Genomic DNA, 26416 nt, shown 5'->3' on the forward strand with positions numbered 1-26416 from the left:
GAGGACCCCCAAAGCGACCATATTGCAAAACCTTTCCGGCTCCGCGTCGTCGCAGGGGCGGGAATGAAGGGCGCGGATGGCCTGTAAGCCGGATTCTGTCCGGGGGTTGCCCCCCTGGATGACCATTCCTCTGGGCGCACCGTTGCCGATACGCTCTAGCTGCCAACCCGGATCTCGCGGCTGAAGCGGCCTGCGGACAAAGCCGCATGAGATCCCTATTTGGCATTGCTCCCGGTGGGGCTTGCCGTGCCACGACTGTTGCCAGCCGCGCGGTGGGCTCTTACCCCACCGTTTCACCCTGACCATGGACGGTATCGGCAAGGCCGACCTGCCCCATGGCGGTCTGTTTTCTGTGGCGCTTTCCCTCGGGTTTCCCCGGCCGGGCGTTACCCGGCACCGTTGCTTCATGGAGTCCGGACTTTCCTCGAACATTGCTGCCCGCGATCATCCAGCCATCCGCGCGTGCCGCCTGTTAGGCCGGGACGGCAGCGGGGTCAACGGGGAAGCGGCGGGCCAGATCGGCAATCACCGCCATGTCTTCCGCCGACAATGGCCCGCGTGCCGCCGGACGAAACCGGTCGCGAACGGCGGTCAGCAGGACGTCGTGGGACGCATCGGGATAGCCGAAGGCGCGGGCAAGACGCGCGAAGGCGTCCGGGTCCGTTGCGGGTGCGGTCGCGGCCTCGGGCCAGACCGCCAGACCCTGCCGCGCCAGTCGGCGCCAGTCGAAGCGCGCGCCCGGATCGGACTTGCGGTCCGGCGCCATGTCGGAATGGCCGATGACTGCCTGCGGCGCGATCTGCCAAGCGGCCATGACCTTGCCCAGCAGCGCCTCCAGCCGCGCTATCAGCGGCTCGGAAAACGGAGTTTTCCCGTCATTGTCCAACTCGATCCCGATGGAGCGGGAGTTTACATCCCCCTGCCCGGCCCAGAAACCTGCCCCGGCGTGCCAAGCCCGGTCGGCCTCACGAACCAGCTGCCAGCAGGTGCCATCGCGTCCGATCAGGTAATGGGCCGACACCTCATGCTCGGTGGAACACAGCCGCTCCAGCGCGGCCTCGGCGCTGTCCATGGCGGTGTAATGCAGAACGATCAGCCCCGGCTGCGCCCCATTGCGCCGGGGGCCGAAGTTCGGCGAGGGATGCCAGATCACCGGATCGCCTTGCGAAACCGCTCCGGATTCCAGGTGCAGGCATAGCCGTCGCCATCGGGATCGATACCGGCGCTGTCACGCTCCGGCCCGCCCGCGTTCAGGAAGGCCGCTTGCGCCAGATCGTCCGAGGCATAGCGGGCGCAGGCCCGCGCCGCGCGCTCCGCCGAGGGGTTGGAGCGGGCATAGACCGACTGCCCCACCGGGTGCGAGGTGTCCAGGGCAAAGCCCACCACCGACGGCGCGCCGGTCGACGGGCGCGAGGGCACCGGGCGCGCCTCGACCTGTTCTACCGCCACCGCCGGGGGCGTCACATGGGTGATCTGCGCAGGCGCGGCCCCGGTATAGGTGGTGTCATTGCCGACGGCACCGGGCGTGCTGCTGACCGCCGTCGTGCTTCCCGCCACCGGTTCCAGCCCCACCGTGCCGCGCCCCGAGGTGCCTTGCAGCGCCGCGTTGCGGGCGGCACGGGCCTCGGGCGAGACCGGCTCCAGATAGACCACATTTCCCGAATCGGGAACCGAGGGGCTGCAGGCGGCCAGCACCAGCAGCGACAGGGTGACGGCAATCGGGGCGGCGCGCATCAGCTTACCACCACCGCGCGGGCTTGGCCGCGAATCCGGCGGCCTTTTCCAGCACGCTGGCCTGGTTCAGCAGCGCGCCCTCTTCCCAGGGCTTGCCGATCAGTTGCAGCCCCAACGGCAGACCCTGACCGTCGATGCCCGTGGGCACCGCGATGCCCGGCAGACCGGCCAGGTTGACGGTCACGGTGAACACATCGTTGAGGTACATCTTGACCGGATCGGCATCGGTCATCTCGCCCAGCCCGAAGGCCGACGAGGGCGTCGCCGGGGTCAGGATGGCGTCGATGCCCTCGGCAAAGACGGTCTCGAAGTCGCGCTTGATCAGGGTGCGCACCTTGCGGGCGCGGTTGTAATAGGCGTCGTAGAAGCCCGCCGACAGCACATAGGTGCCGACCATGACGCGGCGCTGCACTTCGGCGCCGAAGCCTTCGGCACGGGTCTTTTCGTACATCTCGGTGATGCCGTCGCCCGCCGCCAGCTTGGCGCGATGGCCAAAGCGCACGCCGTCATAGCGCGCCAGGTTCGACGAGGCTTCTGCCGGGGCGATCACATAGTAGGCGGGCAGCGCGTACTTGGTGTGCGGCAACGAGATATCGACAATCTCGGCCCCCGCATCGCGCAGCATGTCCCGTCCGTCGGCCCAGAGCTTCTCGATCTCCGCCGGCATCCCATCCATGTGGTATTCGCTGGGAATACCGATCTTCTGGCCGCGAATGTCGCCGGTGATCGCCGCTTCGAAATCCGGCACCGCCAGATCGGCCGAGGTGCTGTCCAGCGGATCGTGCCCGGCCATGGCGTTCAGCATGATCGCCGCGTCCTGCACGGTCTTTGTCATCGGTCCGGCCTGATCCAGCGAGGAGGCAAAGGCCACGATGCCCCAGCGCGAGCAACGTCCGTAGGTCGGCTTCAGCCCGGTGATGCCGGTGAAGGCCGCGGGCTGGCGGATCGAGCCGCCGGTGTCGGTGCCCGTTGCCGCAAGGCACAGGTCGGCGGCCACTGCAGCGGCCGAGCCGCCCGAGGAACCGCCGGGCGTCAGCGCCGTGTCTTCATTGCCGCGCCGCCAGGGGTTGACCGCATTGCCATAGGTCGAGGTCTCGTTCGACGAGCCCATGGCGAATTCATCCATGTTCAGCTTGCCCAGCATGACCGCGCCCGCGTCCCACAGCTTGGTGGTGACGGTGCTTTCATACTCGGGCTTGAACCCGTTCAGGATGGCCGAGGCCGCCTGCGACGGTACGCCCTTGGTGCAGAACAGATCCTTGATGCCCAGCGGGATGCCGCACATGTCGGGCGCATCGCCGGCCTTGATCCGCGCGTCCGCGGCCACGGCCTGCTGACGCGCGATCTCGGGGGTGTTGTGGACAAAGGCGTTCAGCGCACCGGCGGTGTCAATTTCCGACAGGCAGGCTTCGGTCAGCTCGGCAGACGTGGTCTCGCCGGCGCGCAGGGCGTCGCGGGCGGCGGCGATGGTCAGTTTCGACAGGTCCGACATTATTCCACCACCTTCGGCACTGCGAAAAAGCCTTCGCGGGCGTCCGGCGCATTGGCCAGAACCTTGTCTTGCTGGTCACCGTCGGTGACCACATCCTCGCGCCGTTTCAGGCGCATGGGCGTGACCGAAACCATCGGCTCCACGCCGTCTACATCCACCTCGCCCAATTGTTCGATGAAGCCGAGGATGGTGTTGAATTCCTGGGCCAGGGCGGGCAGCGCGTCCTCCTCCACCCGGATGCGGGCGAGCTTGGCCACGCGCGCGGCGGTGTCGCGGTCGATCGACATGCGTGTCTCCGTAATTGTGCTGCGCCCCGCTTTAGCGGTCCGAAGCCGGGGCTGCAAGCGAGCGCAGGTGATGGCGGCGATAGACTTCGATCACCCAGCCCAGAAGCACCGCATTCACGACGTGCCACAGGAAATGCGTGCCCATGGGCACCGCACCGCACAGGGGCATGTCCAGCGACCGGAAGGTCAATGATGCCGTCAGCAGCCCCCCGGCAATGACCAGCCCGCGTGCCACCTGCGGCAGCCGGGCGCGCAGCACCAGCGCATAGCTCAGAAACGCACCAACCAGCGGCCAGTACATCGCCGAAATGCGAAAGAAGGGCAGCGCCGACAGCAATGGCGTCAGCACGGCGGTCAACGGCAGATACAGCAGGGCCAGCCCCAGTGCAGGCAGCCGCCGCAGCCCCAGATAGGCCCGGTTGGCGGCAAACAGGTAGACCAACGCGAACAGCACGATGGGCAGTGTATCGGCCAGCGCCGACCAGACCTGTGCTGTTGTGTGAAACAGGAAACTGCCCAGCCCGATGATCGCCAGCAGCCCGGTCAGCACCTGCGCCAGCGGCAACGCCTGTCCGCGCAACCGCCGCGCCATCACCAGCGCCGCCACGAGAAAGGCAAGGTTCGACAGGGCATTCCACGGCTCGGCCCAGAACGCGGGCCCAAGCCGCTCGCAATAGCCATCCAGCGCCTGCGTCAGATCCATTCCCTTGTCCCCGCCCTGTGCTATCGTGACCTTGCCTTGGGACATGTAGGGAGGCTCTCATGAAAATCACCTGGCTTGGCCACGCGGGCTTTCGCATCGAGATCGGCAATCAGATCCTGCTGGTCGATCCCTGGCTTGAGAGCAACCCGGCCTTCCCCGAAGATCGCCTGGCCGAGGCCATCAAAGGGGCCACCGCCATCCTGATGAGCCATGGCCATTTCGATCACACCGGCGACGTTCTGGAGATCGCGCGGGAACTTCAGATCCCGGTGGTGGGCAGTTTCGACATCGTCTCGCACTGGGAAGCCTCCGAAGACATCCATGGCGTCGGTTTCAACAAGGGCGGCACCGTGCAACTGGGCAATGTCAAGGTCACCATGGTGCACGCGGTGCATTCCTCGTCGCTGGGCACCGATCACGGGCCGATGTATGCAGGCAGCGAGGCCGGGTTCATGATCGCACAGGGCGGTCGCACGATCTATTTCTCGGGCGATACCGATGTGATGATGGATATGGAGTTGTTCCAGGATCTGCACCACCCGGAAATCGGCATCCTGTGCTGTGGCGGGCATTTCACCATGGACATGGCGCGGGCGGCCTATGCCGCCAAACGGTTTTTCACCTTCAAGACGGTGATCCCCTGCCACTACAAGACCTTCCCGCTGCTGGAGCAATCGGCCCAGCCGCTGGTCGATGCCCTGCCGAACGTGGATGTAAAGACCCCCGAGGTGATGGAGACGCTGATCCTGTAGGCCACGGGTCTAGCGGTCGTCCAGATCAGCGGGCCGCAGGAACATCAGCAGCACGGCCCCGGCAACAACGGCGGTCGCAGCGGTCTTGGCGAAGAACACAAGCTCTCGGTCGCCCTGCAGCGCGCCGTGGATGGTGACAACGAAACAGCCCAGCAAGCTGACCGCCGCGACCAGCACCGCCAACGCCGTCAGCCATTGCCGCACTGGCGACAGCCGCCGCCGGGGATCGCGGCGGCAATTGCGGCGATCCAGATGCGCCAGCCGCAGGTAGATCGGGGTAAAGACCAGAAACTCGGCCAGCCACCAGTCAGTGTTGTAGAAACGGGTTTCCGGATCGCCCCAAAGCTGTTCGATCCCCGCGTGCATGAGGTGGACCAGCGCCAGGGCGGCATTCACCAGCGCGATGAACATCAGCGCATAGAACAGCGCATCGCGGGCCGAGATTGCCGGACGGGGGCGTGGCACGGGCACCGGAAAATCGCTGTCGGCGTAAAGATCCAGCGCGCGGGCAACCTCGCGGTCATCCCAGCCGGCGTGGGCCAGTGCTGCGGCAATGGCGCCGCGATCCTGACCAGTGGCCAGCGCCTCGCGCACGAAGGTCTGCAACTGGGCACGGGACATCAGGCCGGTCTCCCTACACGCAAATCCGCGAAGAATGTTTTCAGAAGACGCTCGGCCTCTTGCGCGCCGATGCCGTCATAGATCTCGGGGCTGTGGTGGCTTTGGGCGCGGGTGAAGATCCGCGCGCCGTGTGCTACCCCGCCGGATTTCGGGTCCGCCGCGCCATAGTACAACCGCGCCACCCGCGCCGCCGCGATGGCCGCCGCACACATGGCGCAGGGCTCCAGCGTCACATACAGGCTGCACCCGGTCAGCCGTTCCGACCCCAGCCGCGCGCAGCCCTGCCGGATCACCAGCATCTCGGCATGGGCGGTCGGATCGGCCATCTCGCGCGTGCGGTTGCCCGCCTGCGCCAGAACCACCCCGTCCGGCCCCGCCAAAACTGCCCCCACAGGCACCTCGCCGCGTTCGGCGGCGGCGCGGGCCTCGTCCAGCGCCAGGCTCATGTGGGAATGGAAGTTGCTCATCATCCTTTCTTGCCTTTGGCCCCGCGCCCATGCAACAGGCTTTCGTTTCCCGCCCCTGAGGACTAAGGCTGTGACATGACCGACAAGACCCCTCCCGGCGACCGGATCGCCAAAGTCCTGGCCCGCGCCGGGATCGCCTCGCGCCGCGATGCCGAAAAGCTGATCGCCGCCGGCCGCGTCACCCTGAACGGCAAGCGCATCACCAGCCCTGCCGTCAATGTCATGCCCTCCGATCGCATCACCTTCGATGGCAAACCGGTGGAAGAGGCCGAACCGACGCGGCTGTGGCTCTATCACAAGCCTTCGGGTCTGGTGACGACCGAGCGCGACGAGAAGGATCGCCCGACGGTGTTCCAGAACCTGCCCGAGGATATGCCACGGGTCATGAGCGTGGGGCGGCTGGACCTGAACTCGGAAGGGCTGCTGCTGCTGACCAATGATGGCGAGATCAAGCGCAAGCTGGAACTGCCTGCCACCGGCTGGGTTCGCAAATACCGGGTCCGCGTCAAGGGCGCGCCAACGGACGACACGCTGGAGCCGCTGCGCAAGGGCATCACCGTGGACGGCGAACGGTTTCAGCCGATGTCGGTGCAACTGGACCGGCAGCAGGCGTCGAACGCCTGGTTGACCGTGGGGCTGCGCGAAGGCCGCAACCGCGAGATCCGCCGTGCCATGGGGGCCGTCGGGCTGGATGTAAACCGGCTGATCCGCGTGTCCTATGGCCCGTTCCAGCTGGGCGAGTTGAAGGCCGGGAAGGTGGAAGAGGTCAAGCCGCGTGTCGTGCGCGACCAGTTGGGCCTTGGCCCGGCACGCCCCAAACCGCAACGCAGCCGCCGTGACGACCCTGCCTCCACACCGCCCGCCGGAAAGCGCGGGTCGGCGGGTCCGGGAAAACCCGCTCGCGGTAGCAAGGCCACCGCGCCTGTCCGGCGCGGCAAGCCCGGTCCGCGCTGAAGGGTCAAATTTCCCGCCACGCGGGGCTTGCAGAACCGGCGCATCGTGCCATCCTCCCTTAACAGGGGCGCATTCGTCCCCTATCTCTTGAAGTCAGAGATCATTCGAGGATGGCCATGTCCGGGACGGGAATGCAAAAACTGTCATACACCCTGCTTGTGCTGCTGGTGCTTTACGTTGCCTTCACGGGAGCGGTGTAATGGCCCAGCGGTTCGGCGGCAAGTTCAGCCCCGGCGCCACGGCGGGCGATCTGCCCGAGGTTCATCCCTATGACGGAAAGATCCGCAGCCGCGTCGGCTTTCGCGTCAATTTCCTGTTCCTGCTGCCGTTTCCCTTCCTGATCTCGGCCTTCCGGGCCGAACCACTGGGGCTGGCCCTGAACCTGGCCTGTTTCGCGACGCTGATGCTGGCCGCCTGGCTGACCCGCGACGGGCTGCGGGCCGAGGACGCCTACAACGAGCGGCGCATCTCGAAACGTCCGGCGATCCCGCGCAAGCTGTTCGGCTCGGCCCTGACTGGGCTGGGCCTTGGGCTGGCCGGGCTGGCCGATGGCAGCCTGTTGAATGCCGGTATCTTCACGGTTCTGGGTGCGGTGCTGCACAGCCTGTCCTTCGGCATCGACCCGCTGAAGGACAAGGGCATGGAAGAGATCGACCGGTTCCAGTCGGACCGGGTGGAGCGCGCGGTGCGCGAGGCCGAGAAATACCTCGACGAGATGCGCGCCGCCATCGCCCGCGCCGGGGACCGCAAGCTGGAAGTGCGGGTTGATCGTTTCGCCGACACCGTGCGCAAGATGTTCCGCACCGTCGAGGAAGATCCCCGCGACCTGACCGCCGCCCGCAAGTTTCTGGGCGTCTACCTTCTGGGCGCCCGCGACGCGACGGTGAAATTCGCCGACATTCATGCCCGCACCCGCGATCCCCAGGCGCGCGCCGATTATGCCGCCCTGCTGGACGATCTGGACGCAAATTTTGCCGCCAAGACCGAAACCCTGCTGCTGGACAACCGCACCGACCTTGATGTCGAAATCGAGGTGCTGCGCGAACGCCTTGCGCGGGAACAGTAATTTCAGACAAGGAGCCCCTCATGTCCGAAGAGACCCGCACCAAGGCCGCCGCCGAGACCGCGCTGCTGGCCGATCTGGCCGCCCCCCTGCCCGCCCCGAAAGACGAGCTTGTCGTGCTGGAGCAGGCCGACGCCCCGGTGGCCGATGAAATCCGCCGCCGGATGAACGAGATCGACATGAGCCAGACCGGCTCGATCATCGCGTTCGGGTCCAAGGCACAGGCCGAGTTGCAGGAGATCAGCCAGGCCATGCTGGCGGACGTGCGCAACAAAGATGTGGGACCGGCGGGCGACAGCCTGCGCGAGATCGTCACCACCCTGCGCGGCTTTTCGGTTGACGAGTTGGACCCGAACCGCAAGCGGTCGTGGTGGGAAAAGCTGACCGGCAAGATGGAGCCGATGGCGAAATTCATGGCCCAGTACGAGGATGTTCAGGGCCAGATCGACAAGATCACCGACAATCTTCTGGGCCACGAGCACCAGCTTCTGAAGGACATCAAGTCGCTGGATCTGCTGTATGAAAAGACGCTGGGGTTCTACGACGAACTGGCGCTTTACATTGCGGCGGGCGAGGCCAAGCTGAACGAACTGGACGCGGTTACGATCCCCGCCAAGGATGCCGAGGTCAGTGCCGCGCCGGAAGACAATCAGGTCATTGCCGCACAGGAATTGCGCGACATGCGGGCTGCGCGCGACGATCTGGAACGCCGGGTCCATGACCTGAAGCTGACCCGTCAGGTCACCATGCAGAGCCTGCCCTCGATCCGGCTGGTGCAGGAAAACGACAAGTCGCTGATCACCAAGATCAACTCGACGCTGGTCAACACCGTGCCGCTTTGGGAAACCCAGCTGGCACAGGCGGTGACCATCAATCGCTCGGCACAGGCCGCCGGGGCGGTGAAGGAAGCCACCGATCTGACCAACGAATTGCTGCAATCCAACGCCGAGAATCTGCGCACCGCCAACAAGGCCGTCCGGCAGGAAATCGAGCGCGGCGTCTTCGACATCGAGGCGGTGAAGGCGGCCAACGACAATCTCATCGCCACCATTCAGGAAAGCCTGCAGATCGCCGACGAGGGCAAGGCCAAGCGCGCCGCCGCCGAGGCCGAGCTGCAGCAGATGGAGGCCGAGCTTCGCGACACCCTGGCGTCGGCCAAGGCCGCCGCGCCCAAAGCCTGAGGCCGGATCATGGGTTGTCCCGCAGTCTCGTCCCGCATGGCGGCCGCCCTGGCCGCGCTGATGCTGGTGACGGCCTGCGAGATGCCCTTGAGCCCTGACACCGCCCCACGGGCGGTGCCGCGCGGCGATCTTGCGCCGGAGGTCGAGGTGTCCGAGGAAAGCCGGGCCCTGGCCGCCCGCTATGCAAGGATCGAGGAAGATCTGGTCACGCGCGGGCTGCTGCGCACAGATGGCGGCGGGCTGGACTCCCCCTTTGATGCAGATCTGCTGGCCCGGAACTTCATGCAGATCGCGTTGTTCGACGAATACGCCTCGCTCTCGGGTCGGCTGGTCGCGCGCGAGACCGAAAGCCCGCTGCGGCGCTGGCAGGACCCGGTGCGCATCGGTCTGGTCTATGGCACCTCGGTCAGCGCAGCACAGCGCGCGGTCGATGACGACACGGTGAAGGCCCTGACCGGGCGGCTGCGCAGCGCCAGCGGCCATGACATCCGCACCACCAGCGGCCCCGGCAACCTGACCGTCTATGTGGTCAACGAGGACGAGCGGCGCGCGCTGGAACCGATGCTGCGGAAGAACATGCCAGGCATTTCGGACGGGGTGCTACGCGCCATCACTCAGATGCCCACCAGCACTTTCTGCCTGATCATCGCCTTTTCCGCCGACAGCGCCCCGAATGTCTATCGCCGCGCCATCGGCGTGGTGCGGGCCGAGCATCCGCCGCTGCTGCGCCAGTCGTGCCTACACGAGGAAATCACCCAAGGCCTGGGGCTGGCCAACGACAGCCCCGATGTGCGCCCGTCGATCTTCAACGACGACGAGGAATTCGCCCTGCTGACCACGCAGGACACGCTGATGCTTACGATCCTCTACGATCCGCGCCTGCGCCCGGGCATGACCGCGCCCGAAGCCGCGCCGATCGTGCGCACCATTGCCGCCGAACTGCTGCCCGAGCCGGATCCGACGCCGGACGCCGAGGCGGACGATATCCCGACTCTGGCCACCGCGCCCGAGGCCGACACCGAGATCCCCCCGCTACAAGGAGAGACCTGACATGTCCCTTTTCAATTTCCTGTCCGGGGAATTCATCGATGTCATCCACTGGACCGATGACACCCGCGACACCATGGTCTGGCGGTTCGAACGTCAGGGCCACGCCATCAAGTACGGCGCCAAGCTGACCGTGCGCGAGGGCCAGGCGGCGGTGTTCATCCACGAAGGCCAGATGGCCGATGTATTCACCCCAGGTCTCTACATGCTGGAAACCAACAACATGCCGGTGCTGACCACGCTGCAGCACTGGGATCATGGCTTCCGCTCGCCGTTCAAGTCCGAGATCTATTTCGTCAACACCACGCGGTTCAACAACCTCAAGTGGGGCACCAAGAACCCGATCATGCTGCGTGATCCCGAGTTCGGGCCAACCCGGCTGCGGGCCTTCGGCACCTATACGATCCGGGTGACGGACCCGGCCAGGTTCATGGTCGAGATTGTCGGCACCGACGGTGAGTTCACCATGGACGAGATCAGCTTCCAGATCCGCAACATCATCGTGCAGGAGTTCAGCCGCGCCATTGCCGCCTCGGGCATCCCGGTGCTGGATATGGCCGCCAACACCGCCGATCTGGGCAAGCTGGTTGCCGCCGAGATTGCGCCGACGCTGGCAGGGTATGGACTGACCATGCCCGAGTTGTACATCGAGAACATCTCGCTGCCGCCAGCGGTAGAAAAGGCGCTGGACAAGCGCACCTCGATGGGGTTGGCAGGCGATCTGGGCGAATACACCCGCTATTCCGCCGCCGAGGCGATGACCACCGCCGCCGCCACGCCGAATTCGGGCATGGGGGCGAGCATCGGTGCCGGCATGGGAATGGCCATGGGCCAGCAGATGACCCATGCTGCCGGTCCCTGGGGCACCCGCCCCGCCGCGCAGGCCCAGCCCGACGCCACTGCCGTACCGCCCCCGCTACCGGTCGAGCACGTTTGGCACATCGCCGAAAAGGGCCAGACAACGGGGCCGTTTTCCAAGGCCGACATGGGCCGGATGGCCACGGAAGGCCGCCTGACCCGCCGTACCCATGTCTGGACCGCCGGGCAGGACGGCTGGCTGCGCGCCGAGGAGGTCACCGAACTGGCGCAACTGTTTACCGTGCTGCCGCCGCCCCCGCCTTTGGACGACTGACCCGCCCCCGATGACCGTCGAAACCCACAGCTTTCCCTGCGCCCAATGCGGTGCCGACCTGCGCTTCGATCCGGCGTCGGGCAAGCTGGTCTGCGACCATTGCGGCTATGAGGACGAAGCCCGCGATCTGTCCACCGGGCCGTGGGGCGGCAGCGCCATCCGCGAGTTGGACTTTGCCGCCGCGCTGAAGGAACAGCTTCCGCTGGCGGAAATGGAGGAAACCCGAACCGCCTCCTGCAGCAGTTGCGGGGCCGAGGTCGAATTCGACGGCGCCACCCATGGCAAGGAATGTCCCTTCTGCGCCAGCCCCATCGTCGCCGACACTGGCACCAACCGCCACATCAAGCCCAAGGCCCTGCTGCCCTTCCTGCTGAGCGAGCCCGACGCGCGCAAGGCCATGACCAACTGGCTGGGTCGGTTGTGGTTCGCCCCCTCGGGCCTGCAGAAATACGCCCGCCACGGGCGCAAGATGGACGGGGTCTATATCCCTTACTGGACCTTCGATGCACGCACGGCCTCGGACTATCGCGGCGAGCGCGGCACGGTCTATTACACCTCGCGCACCGTCACCCGGAACGGCCAGCGCCAGACCGAGCGGGTGGCCCGCATCCGCTGGCGCCGTGCCTCGGGCCGGGTGGCGCGTATGTTCGACGATGTGCTGGTGCTGGCGGCGCGTTCGCTGCCCAAGACTTTCACCGACGCTCTGCCCCCGTGGGATCTGTCGCAACTGGTGCCCTACAACCCGGAGTATCTGGCCGGAATGCGGGCCGAGGCCTATACCGTCGAGCTGGACGAGGGATTTCACGAGGCCCGCGCCCATATGGACCGGGTGATCGAGCGGGACGTGCGGTTCGACATCGGCGGCGACCGGCAGCGGGTGCACAACATCCAGACCCGGGTTTCGGATGTAACCTTCAAGCATGTGCTGCTGCCGATCTGGGTGGCGGCCTACAAGTACCAGGGCCGCAGCTATCGATTCGTCATCAACGGCCAGACCGGGCGCGTGCAGGGCGAGCGGCCCTATTCGAAGGGCAAGATCGCACTGGCCGTCATCGCCGCGCTGGTGCTGGCGGCGGGGGCCGCGTTTTTGTTCGCCGCGCAGAATGGCGGCGGCGGATATTGACCCGGCCTTGGCAAAAAGACTTGCCGTCCACATGGCCTTTCCCTTACGTGAGCGCTAACATTCCCATCGACCCCGGCGCAACGGCCCCGAACAATAAAAGCGAGACCCAAGATGATCCTGTGTTGTGGCGAAGCCCTGATCGACATGCTGCCGCGCAAAGGCGCCGACGGTGGCGCCTGTTTCCAGCCCTATTCCGGCGGCGCGGTGTTCAACACCTCGATCGCGCTCGGGCGATTAGGCGTTCCGGTGCGCATGTTCACCGGCCTGTCGGACGATCTGTTCGGCCAGCAACTGACCGCCAGCCTAGCCGCGTCGCATGTGGGCACCGACCTTATTGCGGTGTCGGACCGGCCCACGACGCTGGCCTTCGTCACCCTGACCGATGGCCACGCAAAATACGCCTTCTACGATGAAAACACCGCCGGGCGGATGCTGGCCCCGGCCGACCTTCCGCAGGTGCCCGACGATGTGCAGGCGGTGTTTTTCGGGGGCATCAGCCTTGCGGTCACCCCCTGCGCCGACACCTATGCCCTGCTTCTGGCGCAGGTCGCAGGCGACCGCCTTATCATGATCGACCCGAACATCCGCCCCGGATTCATCCGCGACGAGACCGCCTATCGCGCCCGTCTGGATCGCATGTTCGCCGCCAGCGACGTGGTGAAAGTGTCGGACGAGGATCTGGAATGGCTGATGGGTCCGGGCGCGACGGTCGAGCTTGCCCGCAAGTTGATCGCCAAGGGGCCCAGGCTGGTGCTGGTCACCGAAGGCGCCAAAGGCGCGCATGGGATCACCGCCGACCGCGCGGTCTTCGTGCCCTCGCAGAAAGTTACGGTCGTTGACACCGTGGGTGCCGGCGACACGTTCAACGCAGGCTTTCTTACCGCATTGGCCGATGCCGACGCCCTGTCGAAAGAGGCCCTGTCCGGGCTGGATGACGCCGCGCTCACCGCCGCCCTTGGCCTTGCCGCCCGCTGCGCAGCGGTCACCGTCTCGCGCGCCGGGGCCAATCCGCCAACCCGCGCCGAACTGGCCTGATGCGCGCCCTGATCCAGCGCGTGGCCCATGCCGAGGTGGTCGCCCAGGGCGCCAGCACCGGCAAGATCGGGCCCGGATTGCTGATTCTGGTCTGCGCCATGCAGGGCGACGATGCCGCCACAGGGAAAAAGCTGGCCGCCAAGATCGCCAAGCTGCGCATCTTTCAGGATGACGCCGGCAAGATGAACCGCTCGGTCACGGACATCGGCGGCAGTGCGCTGGTGGTCAGCCAGTTCACGCTGGCCGCCGACACCTCGCGCGGCAATCGTCCGGGGTTTTCCCGCGCAGCACCGCCCGCCGAAGGCCAGGCGCTGTTTGATGCCTTCGCCGCCGACCTGGCGGATCTGGGTATCGCTGTGGAAACCGGCATCTTCGGCGCGGACATGAAGGTATCACTGCTCAACGACGGGCCAGTCACCATCTGGATCGACACGCAGGATCCGGCCTGAACCGCGCGGCCCGCGCCAATTGCATCTTGGCAGCAACCGGCGGGCATGTTTCATAGTCCAAAAGCTGGACGGCAGGGCATGGATCTTAACGCACTTCGCGAATTTACCGCCATCGCTTCGGAGGGGTCCTTCGCGGCGGCAGCTCGCAAGCTGGGCACGCCGAAATCGACGGTTTCCAAACGCATTCAGGATCTTGAGGCCGCGCTAGGCGTGCGCCTGATCGAACGCACCACCCGCAAGCTGAGCCTGACCCCCGAAGGCGCGCTGGTGCTGTCGCGGGCCAAGCGCATTCTGGCGGACGCGGGCGAGATCACCCGCGCGCTCAGCCCCGCCGACGACGGGGTGGCGGGGCATCTGCGCATCGCCGCGCCGGTGCTTTTCGGGCAAAGCTTCATGGGGCAGATCGTGGCGGTCAGCCGCCGGGTCTATCCCGACCTGACCATCGAGGTGGTGCTGACCGACAGCCAGCCCGATCTGGTCGAGGAAGGCTTCGACGCCGCACTGCGCGTGGGCCATCCCCATGACACCCCTTTCGTGTCCAGAACCATCGCGCAGTCGCATCGGGTGGTGGTGGCCGCGCCGCAGATCGTCGCCCGCAAGCTTGAGGATCCGGCCGATCTGGCCGGCTTGCCGGTGCTGTTTCACGGCGTTGGTCTGGTGCACAGCTGGCATTTCGTGAATGGGCGGCAGGAGCGCACTGTGCGGCTGGCCGGCGGCGTGGCAATGACCTCCTACCCGGCGCTGAAACACGCGGCCCTTGGCGGGGCGGGCGTGGCGCAATTGCCGCTGTATCTGGTCGAAGAAGAACTGGCCCAGGGACAGTTGGTCGAGGTTCTGGCCGGCTGGCAGATCCCGCCCGACGAGATCGCCTTCGTCTATCCCGGCCCGCAGGCCCTGACCGCCCGGTTGCGCGCCTTTCTGGAGATGCTGGAAAACGCCTTTCCCGATGGCACCTTGCACGGCGGGGTGCTGCGCAGCGGGATGTAAGCCCCCCGCCCCCACTCAGCCGCGCGCGGCGGCGATCCGTTCCATGGCCATGCGGTCGGCCAGAAGGTCGGTGCGCTGACCCTCGGCCTCGGCTCGGGCCAGAAGCTCGGCCACGCGCGGGCCGATGGCGTCCACCGCCGTCATCACCTGATCGCGGGTCTTGTCGCCCAGATATTCGGCCCCCACGGCAATGATGCCGCCAGCGTTGAGCACATAGTCGGGCACGTAGGTGATGCCGCGCGCGGCCAGTGCATGACCTGCGGCCTCGTCCGCCAACTGGTTGTTGGCTGCCCCGGCAATGATCTTTGCCTTCAGCCCGGCCACGTTCTGTGCGGTCAGCACGCCGCCAAGGGCGCAGGGGGCAAAGACATCCGCCTCGGCACTCAGAATGGCGTCACCTTCCACCACCTCGGCACCCAGGTCCGCCGCCAGCGCATCGCGGCGCGCGGTGTTGGCCTCGGCGATCACCAGATCGGCGCCACGTTCGGCAAGCATCCGGCACAGCGACCCGCCGACGTTGCCGGTGCCCTGCACCGCCACCCGCAGGCCGTCCAGATCGGCCCGCCCCAGACGCCGGGCCACCGCCGCCTCGATCCCACGCAACACGCCCCGCGCGGTGTAGGGGGACGGATCGCCGCCCACCGCCCCGCCCGCAGGCGGCAAGCCCGAGACATGGCGCGTTTCCTCGGCCACGGCCTCCATATCGGCGACCGACACGCCGACATCCTCGGCGGTGACGTATTTGCCGCCCAAGCTGGCCACCGCCCGGCCGAAGGCGCGGAACGCCTCCCGGCGCGCTGCGGCATCCTCCGGCACGGGGCCGAAGATCACCGCCTTGCCGCCGCCAAGCGCCAGATCAGCCATGGCGTTCTTCAGCGACATGCCCCGCGACAAGCGCAGCACATCTGTCAGACCCGCCGCCGCATCGGGATAGGTCCAAAGACGACAGCCGCCCATGCCGGGGCCAAGGGCGGTGGAATGCACGGCGATCACCGCTCGCAGGCCGGTATGCGGATCCTGGATCCAGGTCACCATTTCATGGGCGTCGAAATCGGGGTGGGTGAACATGCGCCAGGGCTCCTTCCGTGCGAACCGGTCCCATCTGTTCCTATCCAAGCAATCAGGGCATGACAAACCCGGTGATTTCATGCTCTCTCGGACCAGCACTTCTGGACGGAACCCCATGGCCCTGGACTTTACCCCCGACGACATCCTGCACGGCGCCGGCGGCGCGCCCTCTCGCATCGCCGTGATCGGCGCCGGGGCCTGGGGCACCGCCCTGGCCAGCGTGGCGCGACAGGCGGGGCGCGGGGTCACCCTGTGGGGCCGCGACGCAGAGGTCACCCGCGAGATCCGCGAAGACAGCCGCGCCAGCCGCTATCTGCCCGACGTACCGCTGCCCGATGGCATCGCGGCCACCACCGACATGGGCCGGGCGCTGCACGGCGCGGAGGCGGCGCTGATCGTCACGCCCTCGGCCACGCTGCACGCGATGTGCGACCAGATCCGCCCGCATTTGCCCAAGGGCATCCCGCTGGCCCTGTGTTGCAAGGGCATCGAACGCGGCAGCGGCCTGCCGCTGAGCCAGGTGGCCGAGGACGCCCTGCCCGGCCATCCCATCGGCGCGCTGTCGGGGCCGACCTTCGCGCGAGAGGCGGCACTGGGCCACCCGACCGCCGCCACCATCGCCTTCCCGTTCAACTTCCGCGACCGGCTGCATCCGGGCCAAAGCCCGGCGGCGCGGCTGGCGCTGGCGCTGAGCGCGCCCAGCTTCCGGCCCTATATCTCGGACGATGTGATCGGGGTCGAGGTCGGTGGTGCGGTCAAGAATGTCATCGCCATCGCCTGCGGCATGCTGACCGGGGCCGGCTTTGCCGAGAACACCCGCGCCCTGCTGATCACCCGCGGCATGGCCGAGATGACCCGTCTGGCGCTGTCGCTGGGAGGGCGGACCGAAACCATTTCGGGGCTGTCCGGCGCGGGCGACCTGATGCTGACCTGTTCCTCCACCACCTCGCGCAACATGTCGCTGGGCACCCAGCTTGGGCGGGGGCTGGCCCGTGCGGCCTGTTTCGAAGGCCGCCCGGTGGTGGTCGAGGGCGAGGTCAACGCGCCCTCGGTCATGGATCTGGCCACCCGCGTCGGCGTTGAAATGCCGATCTGCGCGGCGGTCAACGCGGTGCTGCACCAGGGCGCACCGATGGAGGAGACCTTCGCCCGCCTGTGGTCGCGCCCCTTGCAGGGCGAAAGCGGTACCCTGGGGGTCAGCCTGTCGAACCCGGTCTCGCACTCCGCCCGCCGCCCGCAGGCCAAACCCGCCCCATGAGCCTGTCGAACTGCGGTTTCGTGCTGGCCACGGATCTGGATGGCACGTTTCTGGGCGGGCCGCGTCGGGCCAGACGCAGACTTTATTCTTGGATTGAAGAAACCCGGGTGCAGACCGGGCTGATCTACGTCACCGGACGGCCCGTGGCATTCGTCAGCGATCTGGTGCGCACCGGTCATCCTTGCCCCGATATTGCCATTTGCGACGTGGGAACAAGCGTTTACCGGATTTCCAGCGACGGCACGGCGGTGGCGGATGCAGACCTTGAGGCCCCCATCGCCGCGCGCTGGGACGGGGCAACGGACCGGGTGCGGCGCGCCTTGGCCGGGCATCCGGGGCTGACCGAACAGGTGCTGCCGTTCCGCCACCGGCTGAGTTTTGACATGGATCCCGCTCGGCTGACCTCGCGCAGCGCCGCCACAGTGCGCACGATGGGCCTCGACCTGCTGATTTCCCAGAACCGAGATTTCGACGTACTGCCAAAGGGGGTCAGCAAGGGTCCGACGCTGCTGCGGGTGCTGGACCGCCTGCAGGTCACGCCTGCGCGCGTACTGACTGCTGGCGACACGCTCAACGATCTGTCGATGCTGGTCAGCGGGCTGCCCGGTGTGGCCGTCGGCAATGCCGAACCGGCGCTTTTGTCCGCGCTGGACGGGCTTCCGCACGTCTTTCGCGCCACCCGCAAGGGCGCGGCGGGGATCCTGGAAGCCATGGCCCGCCGCAGCCTTGGCCCAGACGCCTAGAGCCCCGCGCCGATCCGGTCTGTTTCCGCAGACAGCGCCAGCGCCGCCCCTCCCCGTGCCCAGACCAGGTCGCCCCAGGTGTTGACGGCGATGCGGGTCCGCTCGCGCCCGATCCAGTCGGAAAACCGATGCGCGCCGCCAAGGACTTCTTCGGCGTACAAGTAGTCATAGCGCAGCCGCGCGCCCGACAGGATCAGCAATTCCGGGTCGAAGACGCGGATCACATTGGCCAGCCCGCTAGACAGATAGCGCCCGGCACGCGCGAAGATCGTCCGCGCGGCCTCGTTCCCCGCCTTGGCCTGATCGAACAGGATCTCCAGCGTCTGGTCCGAAGAGCGCGCGACGGAACTGTCCCATTCCAGCGCGGTCGACGCCTCGCGCACCAACGCATAGTCGGCGATATAGGCCTCTAGACAGCCGCGCTGCCCGCAGCGGCACAGGGCGCCGTCAACCTGGATCGTGGTGTGTCCGATTTCCAGCCCGATGCCCCGCGCGCCCCGGTAGATACGGTTGTCCAGGATCAGCCCCATGCCGACGCCGTGTTCGATGGTGAACACCGCGAAATTGGACAATTCGCGTCCCATGCCGAACCAAAGCTCCGCCATGGCCAGAAGGTTCACATCGTTGTCCAGATAGACCGCGAATGGCAGATTGCGGGACAGGAAATCGCCCAGGGGCACGCGCTTGTCGCGCAGAAAGGGGCACCAGTGCACCAGCCCGGACTGGTGGTCGATGAAGCCGGGCAGCCCGATGCCCACGCCGCAAATATCGGACCGCTCAAGGCCGCTGCGCGACAGGAGATCGGCCACCAAGGCGTTCAGATCGGCCAGCAACTCATCAGGCTCCTTGCGGCCGGTCGGGCATTCCAGCGTGGCATCGGCCACCACCCGCCCGGTGAAGTCGGTCAGTACTGCGTTGTGCACGCCGTCGCGCAAGGTCACGCCGATGACGTGCCGCGCGTCGTGCACCAGCGACAGTTCAACCGGAGGTCGTCCGCGCGAGAAATCGCGATGCGGCTTTGGATTCTCCCGCACCAGCCCGGCTTCCATCAACCCGCTGACGATCGCGGTGACCGACCCCGGCGAGACGCCCAGATCCTTGGCCACATCGCTGCGCGAGATGCGGCCGGCAGCGCGGATCCGCTCCAGCACCTGCTGGCTGAGCGGCTTCTTTCCGCGCGCGGCATCCACCAGCAAGGGTCCACTGCCCTGCGTCTGCACGGTCTTGGGGGCGACCTGCTCCATCACATGATTACTTTACGCAACGAACAATTCCTTCTGCAATGCAGCAAAATCGTTTAAGCTTCTTGGGCATTGTTTCCCAAAGACCCCCGATTTCGATCATTTTCCACCCTAATGACGTTTTTTTATTTTTGACAACTAAAATAAATATGCCATTCTGCCCGCATCCGGAGGTTCCGGAGGCCCAGATTCGGGCAATACAGGGAGGAATACATGCATAAAGCATTTCTTGCGGCCACCGCCGTAGCAGTTGGGCTGTCGTCTACAGCCATGGCACAGGATCTGACCGTCGGGGTCAGCTGGTCCAACTTCCAGGAAGAGCGCTGGAAGACCGACGAGGCCGCCATGAAGTCCATTCTGGACGAAGCTGGCGCCACCTACGTGAGCGCCGACGCCCAGTCGTCGCCGTCCAAGCAGTTGTCGGATGTCGAGGCGCTGATCGCACAGGGCGTGGACGCGCTGATCATTCTGGCCCAGGACAGCCAGGCCATCGGGCCGGCCGTGCAGGCAGCCACGGACGAAGGTATTCCGGTGGTTGGCTATGACCGACTGATCGACGATCCCCGCGCCTTCTATCTGACTTTCGACAACGTCGAGGTTGGCCGGATGCAGGCCCGTGCGGTTCTCGCGGCGGCACCCAAGGGCAACTACGTCATGATCAAGGGCTCGCCCACCGACCCGAACGCGGATTTCCTGCGTGGCGGTCAGCAGGAAGTTCTGCAGGCAGCCATTGACGCTGGCGACATCACCATCGTTGGCGAGGCCTATACCGACGGCTGGCTTCCGGCCAACGCCCAGCGGAACATGGAACAGATCCTGACCGCCAATGACAACGCGGTCGACGCGGTCGTGGCGTCGAACGACGGTACCGCCGGCGGCGTGGTCGCGGCCCTGACCGCCCAGGGCATGGATGGAATCCCGGTCTCGGGTCAGGATGGCGATCATGCCGCGCTGAACCGTGTGGCGCTTGGCACCCAGACGGTTTCCGTGTGGAAGGACGCACGTGATCTTGGCCGGGCCGGTGCAGCCATCGCGCTGGAACTGGCAAGCGGCACCGCCCCTGCCGACATCCCCGGCGCACAGACCTGGACCTCGCCCAGTGGCAAGGACCTGACCGCCGTCTTCCTGGCGCCGGTCCCGGTGACCGCCGAGAACCTGACCGCCGTCGTCGACGCGGGCTGGATCGAACAGGAGAAACTGTGCCAGGGCGTCACCGCCGGGCCGGCTCCGTGCAACTGATCTGACGGTCAGACAAACACTTTCCGTGTCCGCGTCCTTGCGCGGGCACGCCCCCCATCGACCGGGCCCGACCGCGGCCTCGTCCAGACCTTCCGTAACCGGAGTCCAACCCCATGTCCGAGACCACGACCGCCCCTGCAGCGGCCAAACGGAATATTGCCAAGACGCTGGAGCTTGATACGCGCCTGCTTGGCATGATCGGCGCCTTCGTCGTTGTCTGTCTGGTTTTCAACGTCCTGACCGACGGACGCTTCCTGACCCCGCGCAACATCTTCAACCTGACGATCCAGACGGTTTCCGTGGCCATCATGGCCACCGGCATGGTGTTCGTGATCGTCACCCGCCATATCGACCTGAGCGTCGGCTCGGTGCTGGCCACCTGTTCCGCGGTGATGGCCGTGACCCAGACGGCGCTTCTGCCGAACGCCCTGGGCCTGGAACTGGGCCATCCGCTGATCCCGTGGATCGCCATCTCCGTCGGCATCATCACCGGCGCGCTGATCGGAGCCTTTCACGGCTGGATGATCGGCTATCTGGCCATCCCCGCCTTCATCGTGACGCTGGGCGGCTTGCTGGTCTGGCGCAACGTCGCCTGGTACATAACCAGCGGCCAGACCATCGGCCCGCTCGACCCGACCTTCATGGCCTTCGGCGGCATCAACGGCACGCTGGGCACGAGCACCTCGTGGATCATCGGACTTGTCGCTACCGCAGCCGCCATCGCCGGCCTGTGGAACGCGCGCCGCGCCAAGGTCGCGCACGAGCAGCCGGTGAAACCGGTCTGGGCCGAAACGGTGCTGTCAGCGCTGATCGCCTCGGGCATCCTGGGCTTCATCGCGATCCTGAACGCCTATGAAGTGCCCGAGCGCCGCCTTGCCCGCATGTTCGAAGACCGGGGCGAGGTCATGCCCGAGGGCTATACCGAAGCCTACGGCCTGCCGATCTCGGTGCTGCTGCTGATCGGCATTGCCGTCATCATGACAATCATCGCCAAGCGGACCCGGATGGGCCGTTATATCTTCGCCACCGGCGGCAACCCGGATGCGGCGGAACTGTCGGGCATCAACACCCGCCTGCTGACGGTGAAGATCTTCACCATGGTCGGCGTGCTGTGTGCGATCTCGGCGGTGGTCGCCTCGGCCCGTCTGGCCAACCACTCCAACGACATCGGCACGCTGGACGAACTGCGCGTCATCGCGGCTGCGGTCATCGGCGGCACCGCCCTGTCGGGCGGCATCGGCACCATTCACGGCGCGATCCTGGGCGCGCTGATCATGCAATCGCTGCAATCGGGCATGGCCATGGTCGGCGTGGACGCGCCGTTCCAGAACATCGTCGTGGGCTCCGTGCTGGTGCTCGCCGTCCTCGTGGACATCATCTATCGCAAGCGGACCGGAGGCAAATGATGTCGACCCCTATCGTAGAAATGACCGATATGTGCATCTCGTTCGGCGGGGTGCGGGCGGTGGATCACGTGTCCCTCGACCTTTATCCCGGCGAAGTCGTGGGCCTGCTGGGCCACAACGGCGCCGGCAAGTCGACGCTGATCAAGATGCTTTCGGGCGCCTACAAGGCCGACAGCGGCGAGATCCGCATCGCCGGCGAAAAGGCGAAGATCGAAAGCCCCCGCGATGCGCGCCGCTACAACATCGAGACGATCTATCAGACGCTGGCGCTGGCCGACAATCTGGACGCCACGGCCAACCTGTTCCTGGGGCGCGAGATCGTCACAAAAACGGGACTGCTGAACGACGCCAAGATGGAATCCGAGACGCGCAAGATCATGGCGCGCCTCAATCCCAACTTCCAGAAACTGAAGGAACCGGTCTCGGCCCTGTCGGGTGGCCAGCGGCAATCGGTGGCAATCGCGCGGGCGGTCTATTTCAACGCCCGCATCCTGATCATGGATGAACCCACCGCCGCGCTTGGCGTCCATGAAACCGCCATGGTCGCGGAACTGATCCAGGAGCTGAAGAACCAGGGTCTGGGCATTTTCCTGATCTCGCACGACACTCACGAGATGATGGAATTGTGCGACCGCGTCTCGGTCATGAAGAACGGCAAGCTGGTGGGCACCGAGCGGGTCGAGGATGTCACCGAGGACGACATCCTGAGCATGATCATCCTTGGCAAGAATCCCAAGCAGGCCGCGTGATGTATCTGGGATTGGATCTGGGCACGTCCGGCATCAAGGCGCTGGTGGTGGACGCCGAGCAACGGGTCGTGGACGAGGCCACGGCCCCTCTGGAGGTGCTGCGCCCGCATCCCGGTTGGTCCGAGCAGCGCCCCGCCGACTGGATCAGCGCCGCCTCGACGGTGATGGACATGCTGGCGGCGCGCGGCAGCCTGAAGGGGCTGCGCGGCATCGGCCTGTCGGGGCAGATGCACGGGGCGACCCTGCTGGACAAGTCCGACAACGTGCTGCGCAACTGCATCCTGTGGAACGACACCCGCGCCCATGCCGAAGCCGCCCAGCTGGATGCCAACCCGATCTTCCGGGCGCAATCGGGCAACATCGTGTTTCCCGGCTTCACAGCACCCAAGGTGCTGTGGGTCGAGGCCAACGAACCCGAGGTCCGGGCCAGGCTGGCAAAGGTTCTGCTGCCAAAGGACTACCTGCGGCTGTGGCTGACCGGCAACCACGTGTCGGACATGTCCGATGCCGCCGGTACCGCCTGGCTGGATCCGGGCAAGCGCGACTGGTCGGATGCCCTGCTGGCCGCTTGCGGGCTGACCCGCGAACATATGCCGGACCTTGCCGAAGGGACCGCCCCCACGGGCGTGCTGCGGCCCGAGATCGCCGCGCGCTGGGGCTTGCCCCGCGACGTGATCGTTGCGGGCGGCGGCGGCGACAACGCGGCCTCGGCGGTGGGCGTGGGCGTGGTCAAGGCCGGGCAGGCCTTTGTGTCGCTGGGCACATCGGGGGTGCTGTTCGCGGCCTCGGACAGTTATTCCCCGGATGCGGCCAGTTCCGTGCACACCTTCTGCCACGCGCTGCCGGATCTGTGGCACCAGATGGGGGTAATCCTGTCGGCCACCGACAGCCTGAACTGGTACGCCCGCCTTGTGGGCGCTTCCGCGGCGGAACTGACCGGGGAGTTGGGCACACTGCAAGCCCCCGGACGGGCGCTGTTCCTGCCCTATCTGGGCGGAGAACGCACCCCGCACAATGATGCCCGCGTGCGCGGCGCGCTGGTCGGCCTGTCCCATGACACCGATCGCAGCGCCGGCACCCGCGCGGTTCTGGAGGGCGTCAGTTTCGCCTTGAAGGATAGCCATGACGCGCTCTCGGCGACGGGAACGCGCATCGACAGCCTGGTGGCCGTGGGCGGGGGCAGCCGCTCGCGCCACTGGCTGGAGATGATCGCCACCGTCCTGGGACAGCCGGTATCGGTGCCCGAAGCCGGCGACTATGGCGGTGCCTTCGGAGCCGCCCGCCTGGGTCTGATGGCCGCCACCGGGGCCGGTGCCGAGGCCGCCACCGCGCCCTGGATGGCCGACACCGTCGATCCGGTTCCCGCACTTTCCGAAGCCTTTGCCCAGGCTCATGCCCGTTACAAATCTACCTATACCGCTCTGAAGGATCTCTCATGACCGACTATTTCGCTGGCATTTCGCCCCTGTCCTATGAAGGGCCGGACAGTGACAACCCACTGGCCTATCGCCACTACAACCCCGAGGAAATGCTGGGCGACAAGACCCTGGCCGAGCATCTGCGCTTTGCCGTGGCGTGGTGGCACAGCTTTGCCTGGCCCGGCGGCGACCCCTTCGGCGGCCAGACCTTCCAACGGCCCTGGTTCGGCGACACCATGGATCTGGCGCGCCTGAAGGCCGACGCGGCCTTCGAGTTGTTCGCCATCCTCGGCCAGCCGTATTTCTGCTTTCACGATGCAGATATCCGCCCCGATGGCACCGATTTCGCCGAGAACACCCGCAACCTTGAAGAGATCGTCGACTACATCGGCCAGAAGATGGCCGATGGCGGGCCGAAACTGCTGTGGGGCACCGCCAACCTGTTCTCGCACCGCCGCTATATGTCCGGGGCGGCCACCAACCCGGACCCGGATGTCTTTGCCTTCTCGGCAGCCACGGTGAAAACCTGCATGGACGCCACCCAGAAGCTGGGCGGCGAGAACTACGTGCTGTGGGGCGGGCGTGAGGGCTATGAAACCCTGCTGAACACCGATCTGGTGCGCGAGCGCGAACAGGCCGGCCGCTTCCTGTCGATGGTCGTCGACTACAAACACAAGATCGGCTTCAAGGGCGCGATCCTGGTCGAGCCCAAGCCGCAGGAACCCAGCAAGCACCAGTACGACTATGACACGGCCACGGTCTATAGCCTGCTGAAGGAATACGGGCTGGAAAACGAAGTGCAGATGAACCTGGAACAGGGGCACGCGATCCTGGCCGGTCATTCCTTTGAACATGAACTGGCCATGGCCGCCTCGCTGGGCATCTTCGGCTCGATCGACATGAACCGGAACGACTACCAGTCGGGCTGGGACACAGATCAGTTCCCCAACAACGTGCCGGAAGTGGCGCTGGCCTATTACGAGATCCTCAAGGCCGGCGGCTTCACCACGGGCGGCACCAACTTCGACGCCAAACTGCGCCGCCAGTCGCTGGATCCCGCCGACCTTGTGGCCGCCCACGCGGGCGCCATGGACGTCTGCGCGCGCGGCCTGAAGGCCGCCCATGCCATGCTGGAAGACGGCAAGCTGGAAGAGGCGCGTTCCGCCCGTTACGCCGGCTGGACCGAGCCCGCCAATGCCGCGATGCTGAACAGCGATCTGAACAGCATCACCGCGCGGGTTCTGGCCGATGGCGTCAACCCTCAGCCCGTGTCCGGGCGGCAGGAAGTTCTGGAAAACCTCGTCAACCGCTACGTCTGAGGGTTGGTTTCCGGGCCTTCGGGCCCGGCAGCGACAGGCGCGCCGCCCCCGCAGCGCGCCTGTTTGCATGTGTGGTGACCCCGAATCATCGCCGGCGGACGCGCCAGGATTATGGGCAAATGCCCGTCCCGGTTGTCGCGCGCGCGGTAAAAGGGCCGCCCCGGCAAGGGCGGCCCTGAAAGTGACGTCACGTCGTCTTACGTGGGTGGTTCAGGCGCGTTCGGCGTATTCCATGGTTTCGGTGTTTACCACGATGTCCTCATCCTGCCCCACGAAGGGCGGCACCATGACCTTCACGCCGTTGTCCAGAATCGCCGGCTTGAAGCTGTTGGCGGCGGTCTGACCCTTCACCACCGGCTCGGTCTCGACGATCTTGCAGGTGACTTTCTGCGGCAAGGACGCGTTCAGCGCTTCGCTTTCATGGAACTCTACAACGATGGTCATGCCGTCCTGCAGGAAGGGACGGCGATCGCCCAGAAGATCGGCCGGAAGCTCGATCTGCTCGTAGGTTTCGGTGTCCATGAAAACCAGCATCCCATCGGATTCATAGAGGAATTGTTGATCCTTCTGCTCCAGCCGGACGCGCTCCACCTTGTCCGCCGAGCGGAAGCGCTCGTTCAGCTTCGACCCGTTGCGCAGGTTGCGCATCTCGACCTGGGCAAAGGCGCCGCCCTTGCCGGGTTTCACATGGTCGACCTTGACCGCGGCCCACAGGCCGCCATTGTGCTCCAGCACGTTTCCGGGCCGGATTTCGTTTCCGTTGATTTTCGGCATGCCTGCCCTCGTCAGTGAGGTTGTAATAAAATGTCCCCCCCCTATATCTGTGGCTCTGATCCCCATCAAGACGCGGAGAAGCACAGAAACGCGGCGACAGCCATGCACTGGGCGCATAGGTGGTATCGCCAGATAGCATTACAGAATCATGACAAAAGGGTCATATTGCGCCTC

At 66.1% G+C, this 26416-nt stretch carries 27 protein-coding genes and 1 other RNA gene; 17 read left to right on the plus strand and 11 right to left on the minus strand.

The genetic code is table 11. From position 1 onward, the window contains the following. Positions 1–68: 68 nt before the first annotated feature. The 6 genes from rnpB to AB0T83_RS07215 all read right to left on the minus strand — a co-directional run bounded on the left by rnpB (position 69) and on the right by AB0T83_RS07215 (position 4261). An RNA gene (rnpB, locus tag AB0T83_RS07190) (RNase P RNA component class A) lies at positions 69–460 on the minus strand. A 12-nt stretch (positions 461–472) separates the two neighbouring features. Next, positions 473–1153 carry an N-acetylmuramoyl-L-alanine amidase gene (locus AB0T83_RS07195; protein WP_366192359.1) on the minus strand — a complete coding sequence of 227 codons (681 nt, stop codon included), beginning with the start codon at positions 1151–1153 and terminating at the stop codon, positions 473–475. Continuing rightward, positions 1150–1734: a hypothetical protein gene (locus AB0T83_RS07200; RefSeq protein ID WP_366192360.1), complete on the minus strand. Its 585-nt coding sequence runs from the start codon at positions 1732–1734 to the stop codon at positions 1150–1152. Before AB0T83_RS07200 ends, AB0T83_RS07195 begins: the two co-directional genes overlap by 4 nt. A 4-nt stretch (positions 1735–1738) precedes the next feature. Further along, complete coding sequence (gene gatA / locus AB0T83_RS07205) at positions 1739–3226, minus strand: Asp-tRNA(Asn)/Glu-tRNA(Gln) amidotransferase subunit GatA (RefSeq protein ID WP_366192361.1); 1488 nt, start codon at positions 3224–3226, stop codon at positions 1739–1741. After that, positions 3226–3513, minus strand: coding sequence for an Asp-tRNA(Asn)/Glu-tRNA(Gln) amidotransferase subunit GatC (gene gatC, locus AB0T83_RS07210; protein ID WP_193142585.1), 288 nt, complete (start codon positions 3511–3513; stop codon positions 3226–3228). Before gatC ends, gatA begins: the two co-directional genes overlap by 1 nt. A gap of 31 nt (positions 3514–3544) precedes the next feature. After that, on the minus strand, positions 3545–4261 hold the full coding sequence (locus AB0T83_RS07215; RefSeq protein ID WP_366192362.1) for a ceramidase domain-containing protein: 717 nt from the start codon (positions 4259–4261) through the stop codon (positions 3545–3547). A 14-nt stretch (positions 4262–4275) separates the two neighbouring features. Here AB0T83_RS07215 and AB0T83_RS07220 point away from each other — a divergent pair, with 14 nt between their 5' ends. Further along, entirely contained in the window at positions 4276–4968 is a 693-nt protein-coding gene (locus AB0T83_RS07220; RefSeq protein ID WP_366192363.1) for a metal-dependent hydrolase, read from the plus strand. A 9-nt stretch (positions 4969–4977) separates the two neighbouring features. On the opposite strand, the gene AB0T83_RS07225 is transcribed toward AB0T83_RS07220, so the two are convergent. Together AB0T83_RS07225 and AB0T83_RS07230 are read right to left on the minus strand one after the other, a co-directional pair. Then, entirely contained in the window at positions 4978–5589 is a 612-nt protein-coding gene (locus AB0T83_RS07225; RefSeq protein WP_366192364.1) for a DUF5671 domain-containing protein, read from the minus strand. Next, the gene (locus tag AB0T83_RS07230; protein ID WP_366192365.1) at positions 5589–6056 is read right to left on the minus strand and encodes a nucleoside deaminase; all 468 of its coding nucleotides are present in this window, start codon (positions 6054–6056) and stop codon (positions 5589–5591) included. The genes AB0T83_RS07225 and AB0T83_RS07230 overlap by 1 nt, the downstream gene beginning before the upstream one ends. A 75-nt stretch (positions 6057–6131) precedes the next feature. On the opposite strand from AB0T83_RS07230, the gene AB0T83_RS07235 reads away from it, so the two are divergent. The 9 genes from AB0T83_RS07235 to AB0T83_RS07275 all read left to right on the plus strand — a co-directional run bounded on the left by AB0T83_RS07235 (position 6132) and on the right by AB0T83_RS07275 (position 15027). After that, complete coding sequence (locus AB0T83_RS07235; RefSeq protein WP_366192366.1) at positions 6132–7010, plus strand: pseudouridine synthase; 879 nt, start codon at positions 6132–6134, stop codon at positions 7008–7010. A 199-nt stretch (positions 7011–7209) separates the two neighbouring features. Continuing rightward, entirely contained in the window at positions 7210–8076 is an 867-nt protein-coding gene (locus tag AB0T83_RS07240; RefSeq protein WP_366192367.1) for a 5-bromo-4-chloroindolyl phosphate hydrolysis family protein, read from the plus strand. A 20-nt stretch (positions 8077–8096) separates the two neighbouring features. Next, positions 8097–9254 carry a toxic anion resistance protein gene (locus tag AB0T83_RS07245; protein ID WP_366192368.1) on the plus strand — a complete coding sequence of 386 codons (1158 nt, stop codon included), beginning with the start codon at positions 8097–8099 and terminating at the stop codon, positions 9252–9254. A gap of 9 nt (positions 9255–9263) precedes the next feature. Then, positions 9264–10304 (plus strand): DUF2927 domain-containing protein, encoded by a 1041-nt coding sequence (locus tag AB0T83_RS07250; protein WP_366192369.1) that lies wholly within the window; start codon positions 9264–9266, stop codon positions 10302–10304. A gap of 1 nt (position 10305) precedes the next feature. Then, entirely contained in the window at positions 10306–11433 is a 1128-nt protein-coding gene (locus tag AB0T83_RS07255; protein WP_366192370.1) for an SPFH domain-containing protein, read from the plus strand. A 10-nt stretch (positions 11434–11443) separates the two neighbouring features. Further along, positions 11444–12556 carry a TFIIB-type zinc ribbon-containing protein gene (locus AB0T83_RS07260; RefSeq protein ID WP_366192371.1) on the plus strand — a complete coding sequence of 371 codons (1113 nt, stop codon included), beginning with the start codon at positions 11444–11446 and terminating at the stop codon, positions 12554–12556. 111 nt (positions 12557–12667) lie between these two features. Beyond that, the gene (locus tag AB0T83_RS07265; protein WP_366192372.1) at positions 12668–13591 is read left to right on the plus strand and encodes a carbohydrate kinase family protein; all 924 of its coding nucleotides are present in this window, start codon (positions 12668–12670) and stop codon (positions 13589–13591) included. Next, positions 13591–14040: a D-aminoacyl-tRNA deacylase gene (gene dtd / locus AB0T83_RS07270; protein ID WP_366192373.1), complete on the plus strand. Its 450-nt coding sequence runs from the start codon at positions 13591–13593 to the stop codon at positions 14038–14040. Before AB0T83_RS07265 ends, dtd begins: the two co-directional genes overlap by 1 nt. Positions 14041–14118: 78 nt before the next feature. Further along, a complete protein-coding gene (locus tag AB0T83_RS07275; protein ID WP_366192374.1) occupies positions 14119–15027 on the plus strand; it encodes a LysR family transcriptional regulator in 909 nt (302 codons plus the stop codon). A 15-nt stretch (positions 15028–15042) separates the two neighbouring features. On the opposite strand, the gene AB0T83_RS07280 is transcribed toward AB0T83_RS07275, so the two are convergent. Beyond that, positions 15043–16095 carry a Glu/Leu/Phe/Val dehydrogenase family protein gene (locus tag AB0T83_RS07280; protein WP_366192375.1) on the minus strand — a complete coding sequence of 351 codons (1053 nt, stop codon included), beginning with the start codon at positions 16093–16095 and terminating at the stop codon, positions 15043–15045. Positions 16096–16210: 115 nt separating this feature from the next. Between AB0T83_RS07280 and AB0T83_RS07285 the strand changes: the two genes are divergently transcribed. Next, the gene (locus tag AB0T83_RS07285; protein WP_366192376.1) at positions 16211–17353 is read left to right on the plus strand and encodes an NAD(P)H-dependent glycerol-3-phosphate dehydrogenase; all 1143 of its coding nucleotides are present in this window, start codon (positions 16211–16213) and stop codon (positions 17351–17353) included. Continuing rightward, on the plus strand, positions 17350–18096 hold the full coding sequence (locus tag AB0T83_RS07290; protein ID WP_366192377.1) for an HAD-IIB family hydrolase: 747 nt from the start codon (positions 17350–17352) through the stop codon (positions 18094–18096). The genes AB0T83_RS07285 and AB0T83_RS07290 overlap by 4 nt, the downstream gene beginning before the upstream one ends. Here the strand turns inward: AB0T83_RS07290 and AB0T83_RS07295 are convergent. Beyond that, a complete protein-coding gene (locus AB0T83_RS07295) occupies positions 18093–19340 on the minus strand; it encodes an ROK family protein (protein WP_366192378.1) in 1248 nt (415 codons plus the stop codon). The genes AB0T83_RS07290 and AB0T83_RS07295 overlap by 4 nt on opposite strands. Positions 19341–19550: 210 nt before the next feature. Between AB0T83_RS07295 and xylF the strand changes: the two genes are divergently transcribed. From xylF to xylA, 5 genes are all read left to right on the plus strand, one after another. Then, entirely contained in the window at positions 19551–20576 is a 1026-nt protein-coding gene (gene xylF / locus AB0T83_RS07300; protein ID WP_366192379.1) for a D-xylose ABC transporter substrate-binding protein, read from the plus strand. A 113-nt stretch (positions 20577–20689) separates the two neighbouring features. Then, positions 20690–21982 (plus strand): sugar ABC transporter permease, encoded by a 1293-nt coding sequence (locus tag AB0T83_RS07305; protein ID WP_366192380.1) that lies wholly within the window; start codon positions 20690–20692, stop codon positions 21980–21982. Next, complete coding sequence (locus AB0T83_RS07310; protein WP_366192381.1) at positions 21982–22731, plus strand: ATP-binding cassette domain-containing protein; 750 nt, start codon at positions 21982–21984, stop codon at positions 22729–22731. Before AB0T83_RS07305 ends, AB0T83_RS07310 begins: the two co-directional genes overlap by 1 nt. After that, the gene (xylB, locus tag AB0T83_RS07315; RefSeq protein ID WP_366192382.1) at positions 22731–24170 is read left to right on the plus strand and encodes a xylulokinase; all 1440 of its coding nucleotides are present in this window, start codon (positions 22731–22733) and stop codon (positions 24168–24170) included. The genes AB0T83_RS07310 and xylB overlap by 1 nt, the downstream gene beginning before the upstream one ends. Then, complete coding sequence (gene xylA, locus AB0T83_RS07320; RefSeq protein ID WP_366192383.1) at positions 24167–25468, plus strand: xylose isomerase; 1302 nt, start codon at positions 24167–24169, stop codon at positions 25466–25468. Before xylB ends, xylA begins: the two co-directional genes overlap by 4 nt. Positions 25469–25678: 210 nt before the next feature. On the opposite strand, the gene efp is transcribed toward xylA, so the two are convergent. Continuing rightward, positions 25679–26242 (minus strand): elongation factor P, encoded by a 564-nt coding sequence (efp, locus tag AB0T83_RS07325; protein ID WP_193142607.1) that lies wholly within the window; start codon positions 26240–26242, stop codon positions 25679–25681. Positions 26243–26416: the final 174 nt, after the last annotated feature.

Source organism: Meridianimarinicoccus marinus (assembly GCF_040689105.1).
Lineage (GTDB): Bacteria > Pseudomonadota > Alphaproteobacteria > Rhodobacterales > Rhodobacteraceae > Meridianimarinicoccus > Meridianimarinicoccus marinus.

Coding starts and splice junctions, on each gene's coding strand:
- AB0T83_RS07200 (WP_366192360.1), bottom strand. CDS start 1,734: ATGCGCGCCGCCCCGATTGCCGTCACCCTGTCGCTGCTGGTGCTGGCC.
- gatA (WP_366192361.1), bottom strand. CDS start 3,226: ATGTCGGACCTGTCGAAACTGACCATCGCCGCCGCCCGCGACGCCCTG.
- gatC (WP_193142585.1), bottom strand. CDS start 3,513: ATGTCGATCGACCGCGACACCGCCGCGCGCGTGGCCAAGCTCGCCCGC.
- AB0T83_RS07215 (WP_366192362.1), bottom strand. CDS start 4,261: ATGTCCCAAGGCAAGGTCACGATAGCACAGGGCGGGGACAAGGGAATG.
- AB0T83_RS07220 (WP_366192363.1), top strand. CDS start 4,276: ATGAAAATCACCTGGCTTGGCCACGCGGGCTTTCGCATCGAGATCGGC.
- AB0T83_RS07225 (WP_366192364.1), bottom strand. CDS start 5,589: ATGTCCCGTGCCCAGTTGCAGACCTTCGTGCGCGAGGCGCTGGCCACT.
- AB0T83_RS07230 (WP_366192365.1), bottom strand. CDS start 6,056: ATGAGCAACTTCCATTCCCACATGAGCCTGGCGCTGGACGAGGCCCGC.
- AB0T83_RS07235 (WP_366192366.1), top strand. CDS start 6,132: ATGACCGACAAGACCCCTCCCGGCGACCGGATCGCCAAAGTCCTGGCC.
- AB0T83_RS07240 (WP_366192367.1), top strand. CDS start 7,210: ATGGCCCAGCGGTTCGGCGGCAAGTTCAGCCCCGGCGCCACGGCGGGC.
- AB0T83_RS07245 (WP_366192368.1), top strand. CDS start 8,097: ATGTCCGAAGAGACCCGCACCAAGGCCGCCGCCGAGACCGCGCTGCTG.
- AB0T83_RS07250 (WP_366192369.1), top strand. CDS start 9,264: ATGGGTTGTCCCGCAGTCTCGTCCCGCATGGCGGCCGCCCTGGCCGCG.
- AB0T83_RS07255 (WP_366192370.1), top strand. CDS start 10,306: ATGTCCCTTTTCAATTTCCTGTCCGGGGAATTCATCGATGTCATCCAC.
- AB0T83_RS07260 (WP_366192371.1), top strand. CDS start 11,444: ATGACCGTCGAAACCCACAGCTTTCCCTGCGCCCAATGCGGTGCCGAC.
- AB0T83_RS07265 (WP_366192372.1), top strand. CDS start 12,668: ATGATCCTGTGTTGTGGCGAAGCCCTGATCGACATGCTGCCGCGCAAA.
- dtd (WP_366192373.1), top strand. CDS start 13,591: ATGCGCGCCCTGATCCAGCGCGTGGCCCATGCCGAGGTGGTCGCCCAG.
- AB0T83_RS07275 (WP_366192374.1), top strand. CDS start 14,119: ATGGATCTTAACGCACTTCGCGAATTTACCGCCATCGCTTCGGAGGGG.
- AB0T83_RS07280 (WP_366192375.1), bottom strand. CDS start 16,095: ATGTTCACCCACCCCGATTTCGACGCCCATGAAATGGTGACCTGGATC.
- AB0T83_RS07285 (WP_366192376.1), top strand. CDS start 16,211: ATGGCCCTGGACTTTACCCCCGACGACATCCTGCACGGCGCCGGCGGC.
- AB0T83_RS07290 (WP_366192377.1), top strand. CDS start 17,350: ATGAGCCTGTCGAACTGCGGTTTCGTGCTGGCCACGGATCTGGATGGC.
- AB0T83_RS07295 (WP_366192378.1), bottom strand. CDS start 19,340: ATGGAGCAGGTCGCCCCCAAGACCGTGCAGACGCAGGGCAGTGGACCC.
- xylF (WP_366192379.1), top strand. CDS start 19,551: ATGCATAAAGCATTTCTTGCGGCCACCGCCGTAGCAGTTGGGCTGTCG.
- AB0T83_RS07305 (WP_366192380.1), top strand. CDS start 20,690: ATGTCCGAGACCACGACCGCCCCTGCAGCGGCCAAACGGAATATTGCC.
- AB0T83_RS07310 (WP_366192381.1), top strand. CDS start 21,982: ATGTCGACCCCTATCGTAGAAATGACCGATATGTGCATCTCGTTCGGC.
- xylB (WP_366192382.1), top strand. CDS start 22,731: ATGTATCTGGGATTGGATCTGGGCACGTCCGGCATCAAGGCGCTGGTG.
- xylA (WP_366192383.1), top strand. CDS start 24,167: ATGACCGACTATTTCGCTGGCATTTCGCCCCTGTCCTATGAAGGGCCG.
- efp (WP_193142607.1), bottom strand. CDS start 26,242: ATGCCGAAAATCAACGGAAACGAAATCCGGCCCGGAAACGTGCTGGAG.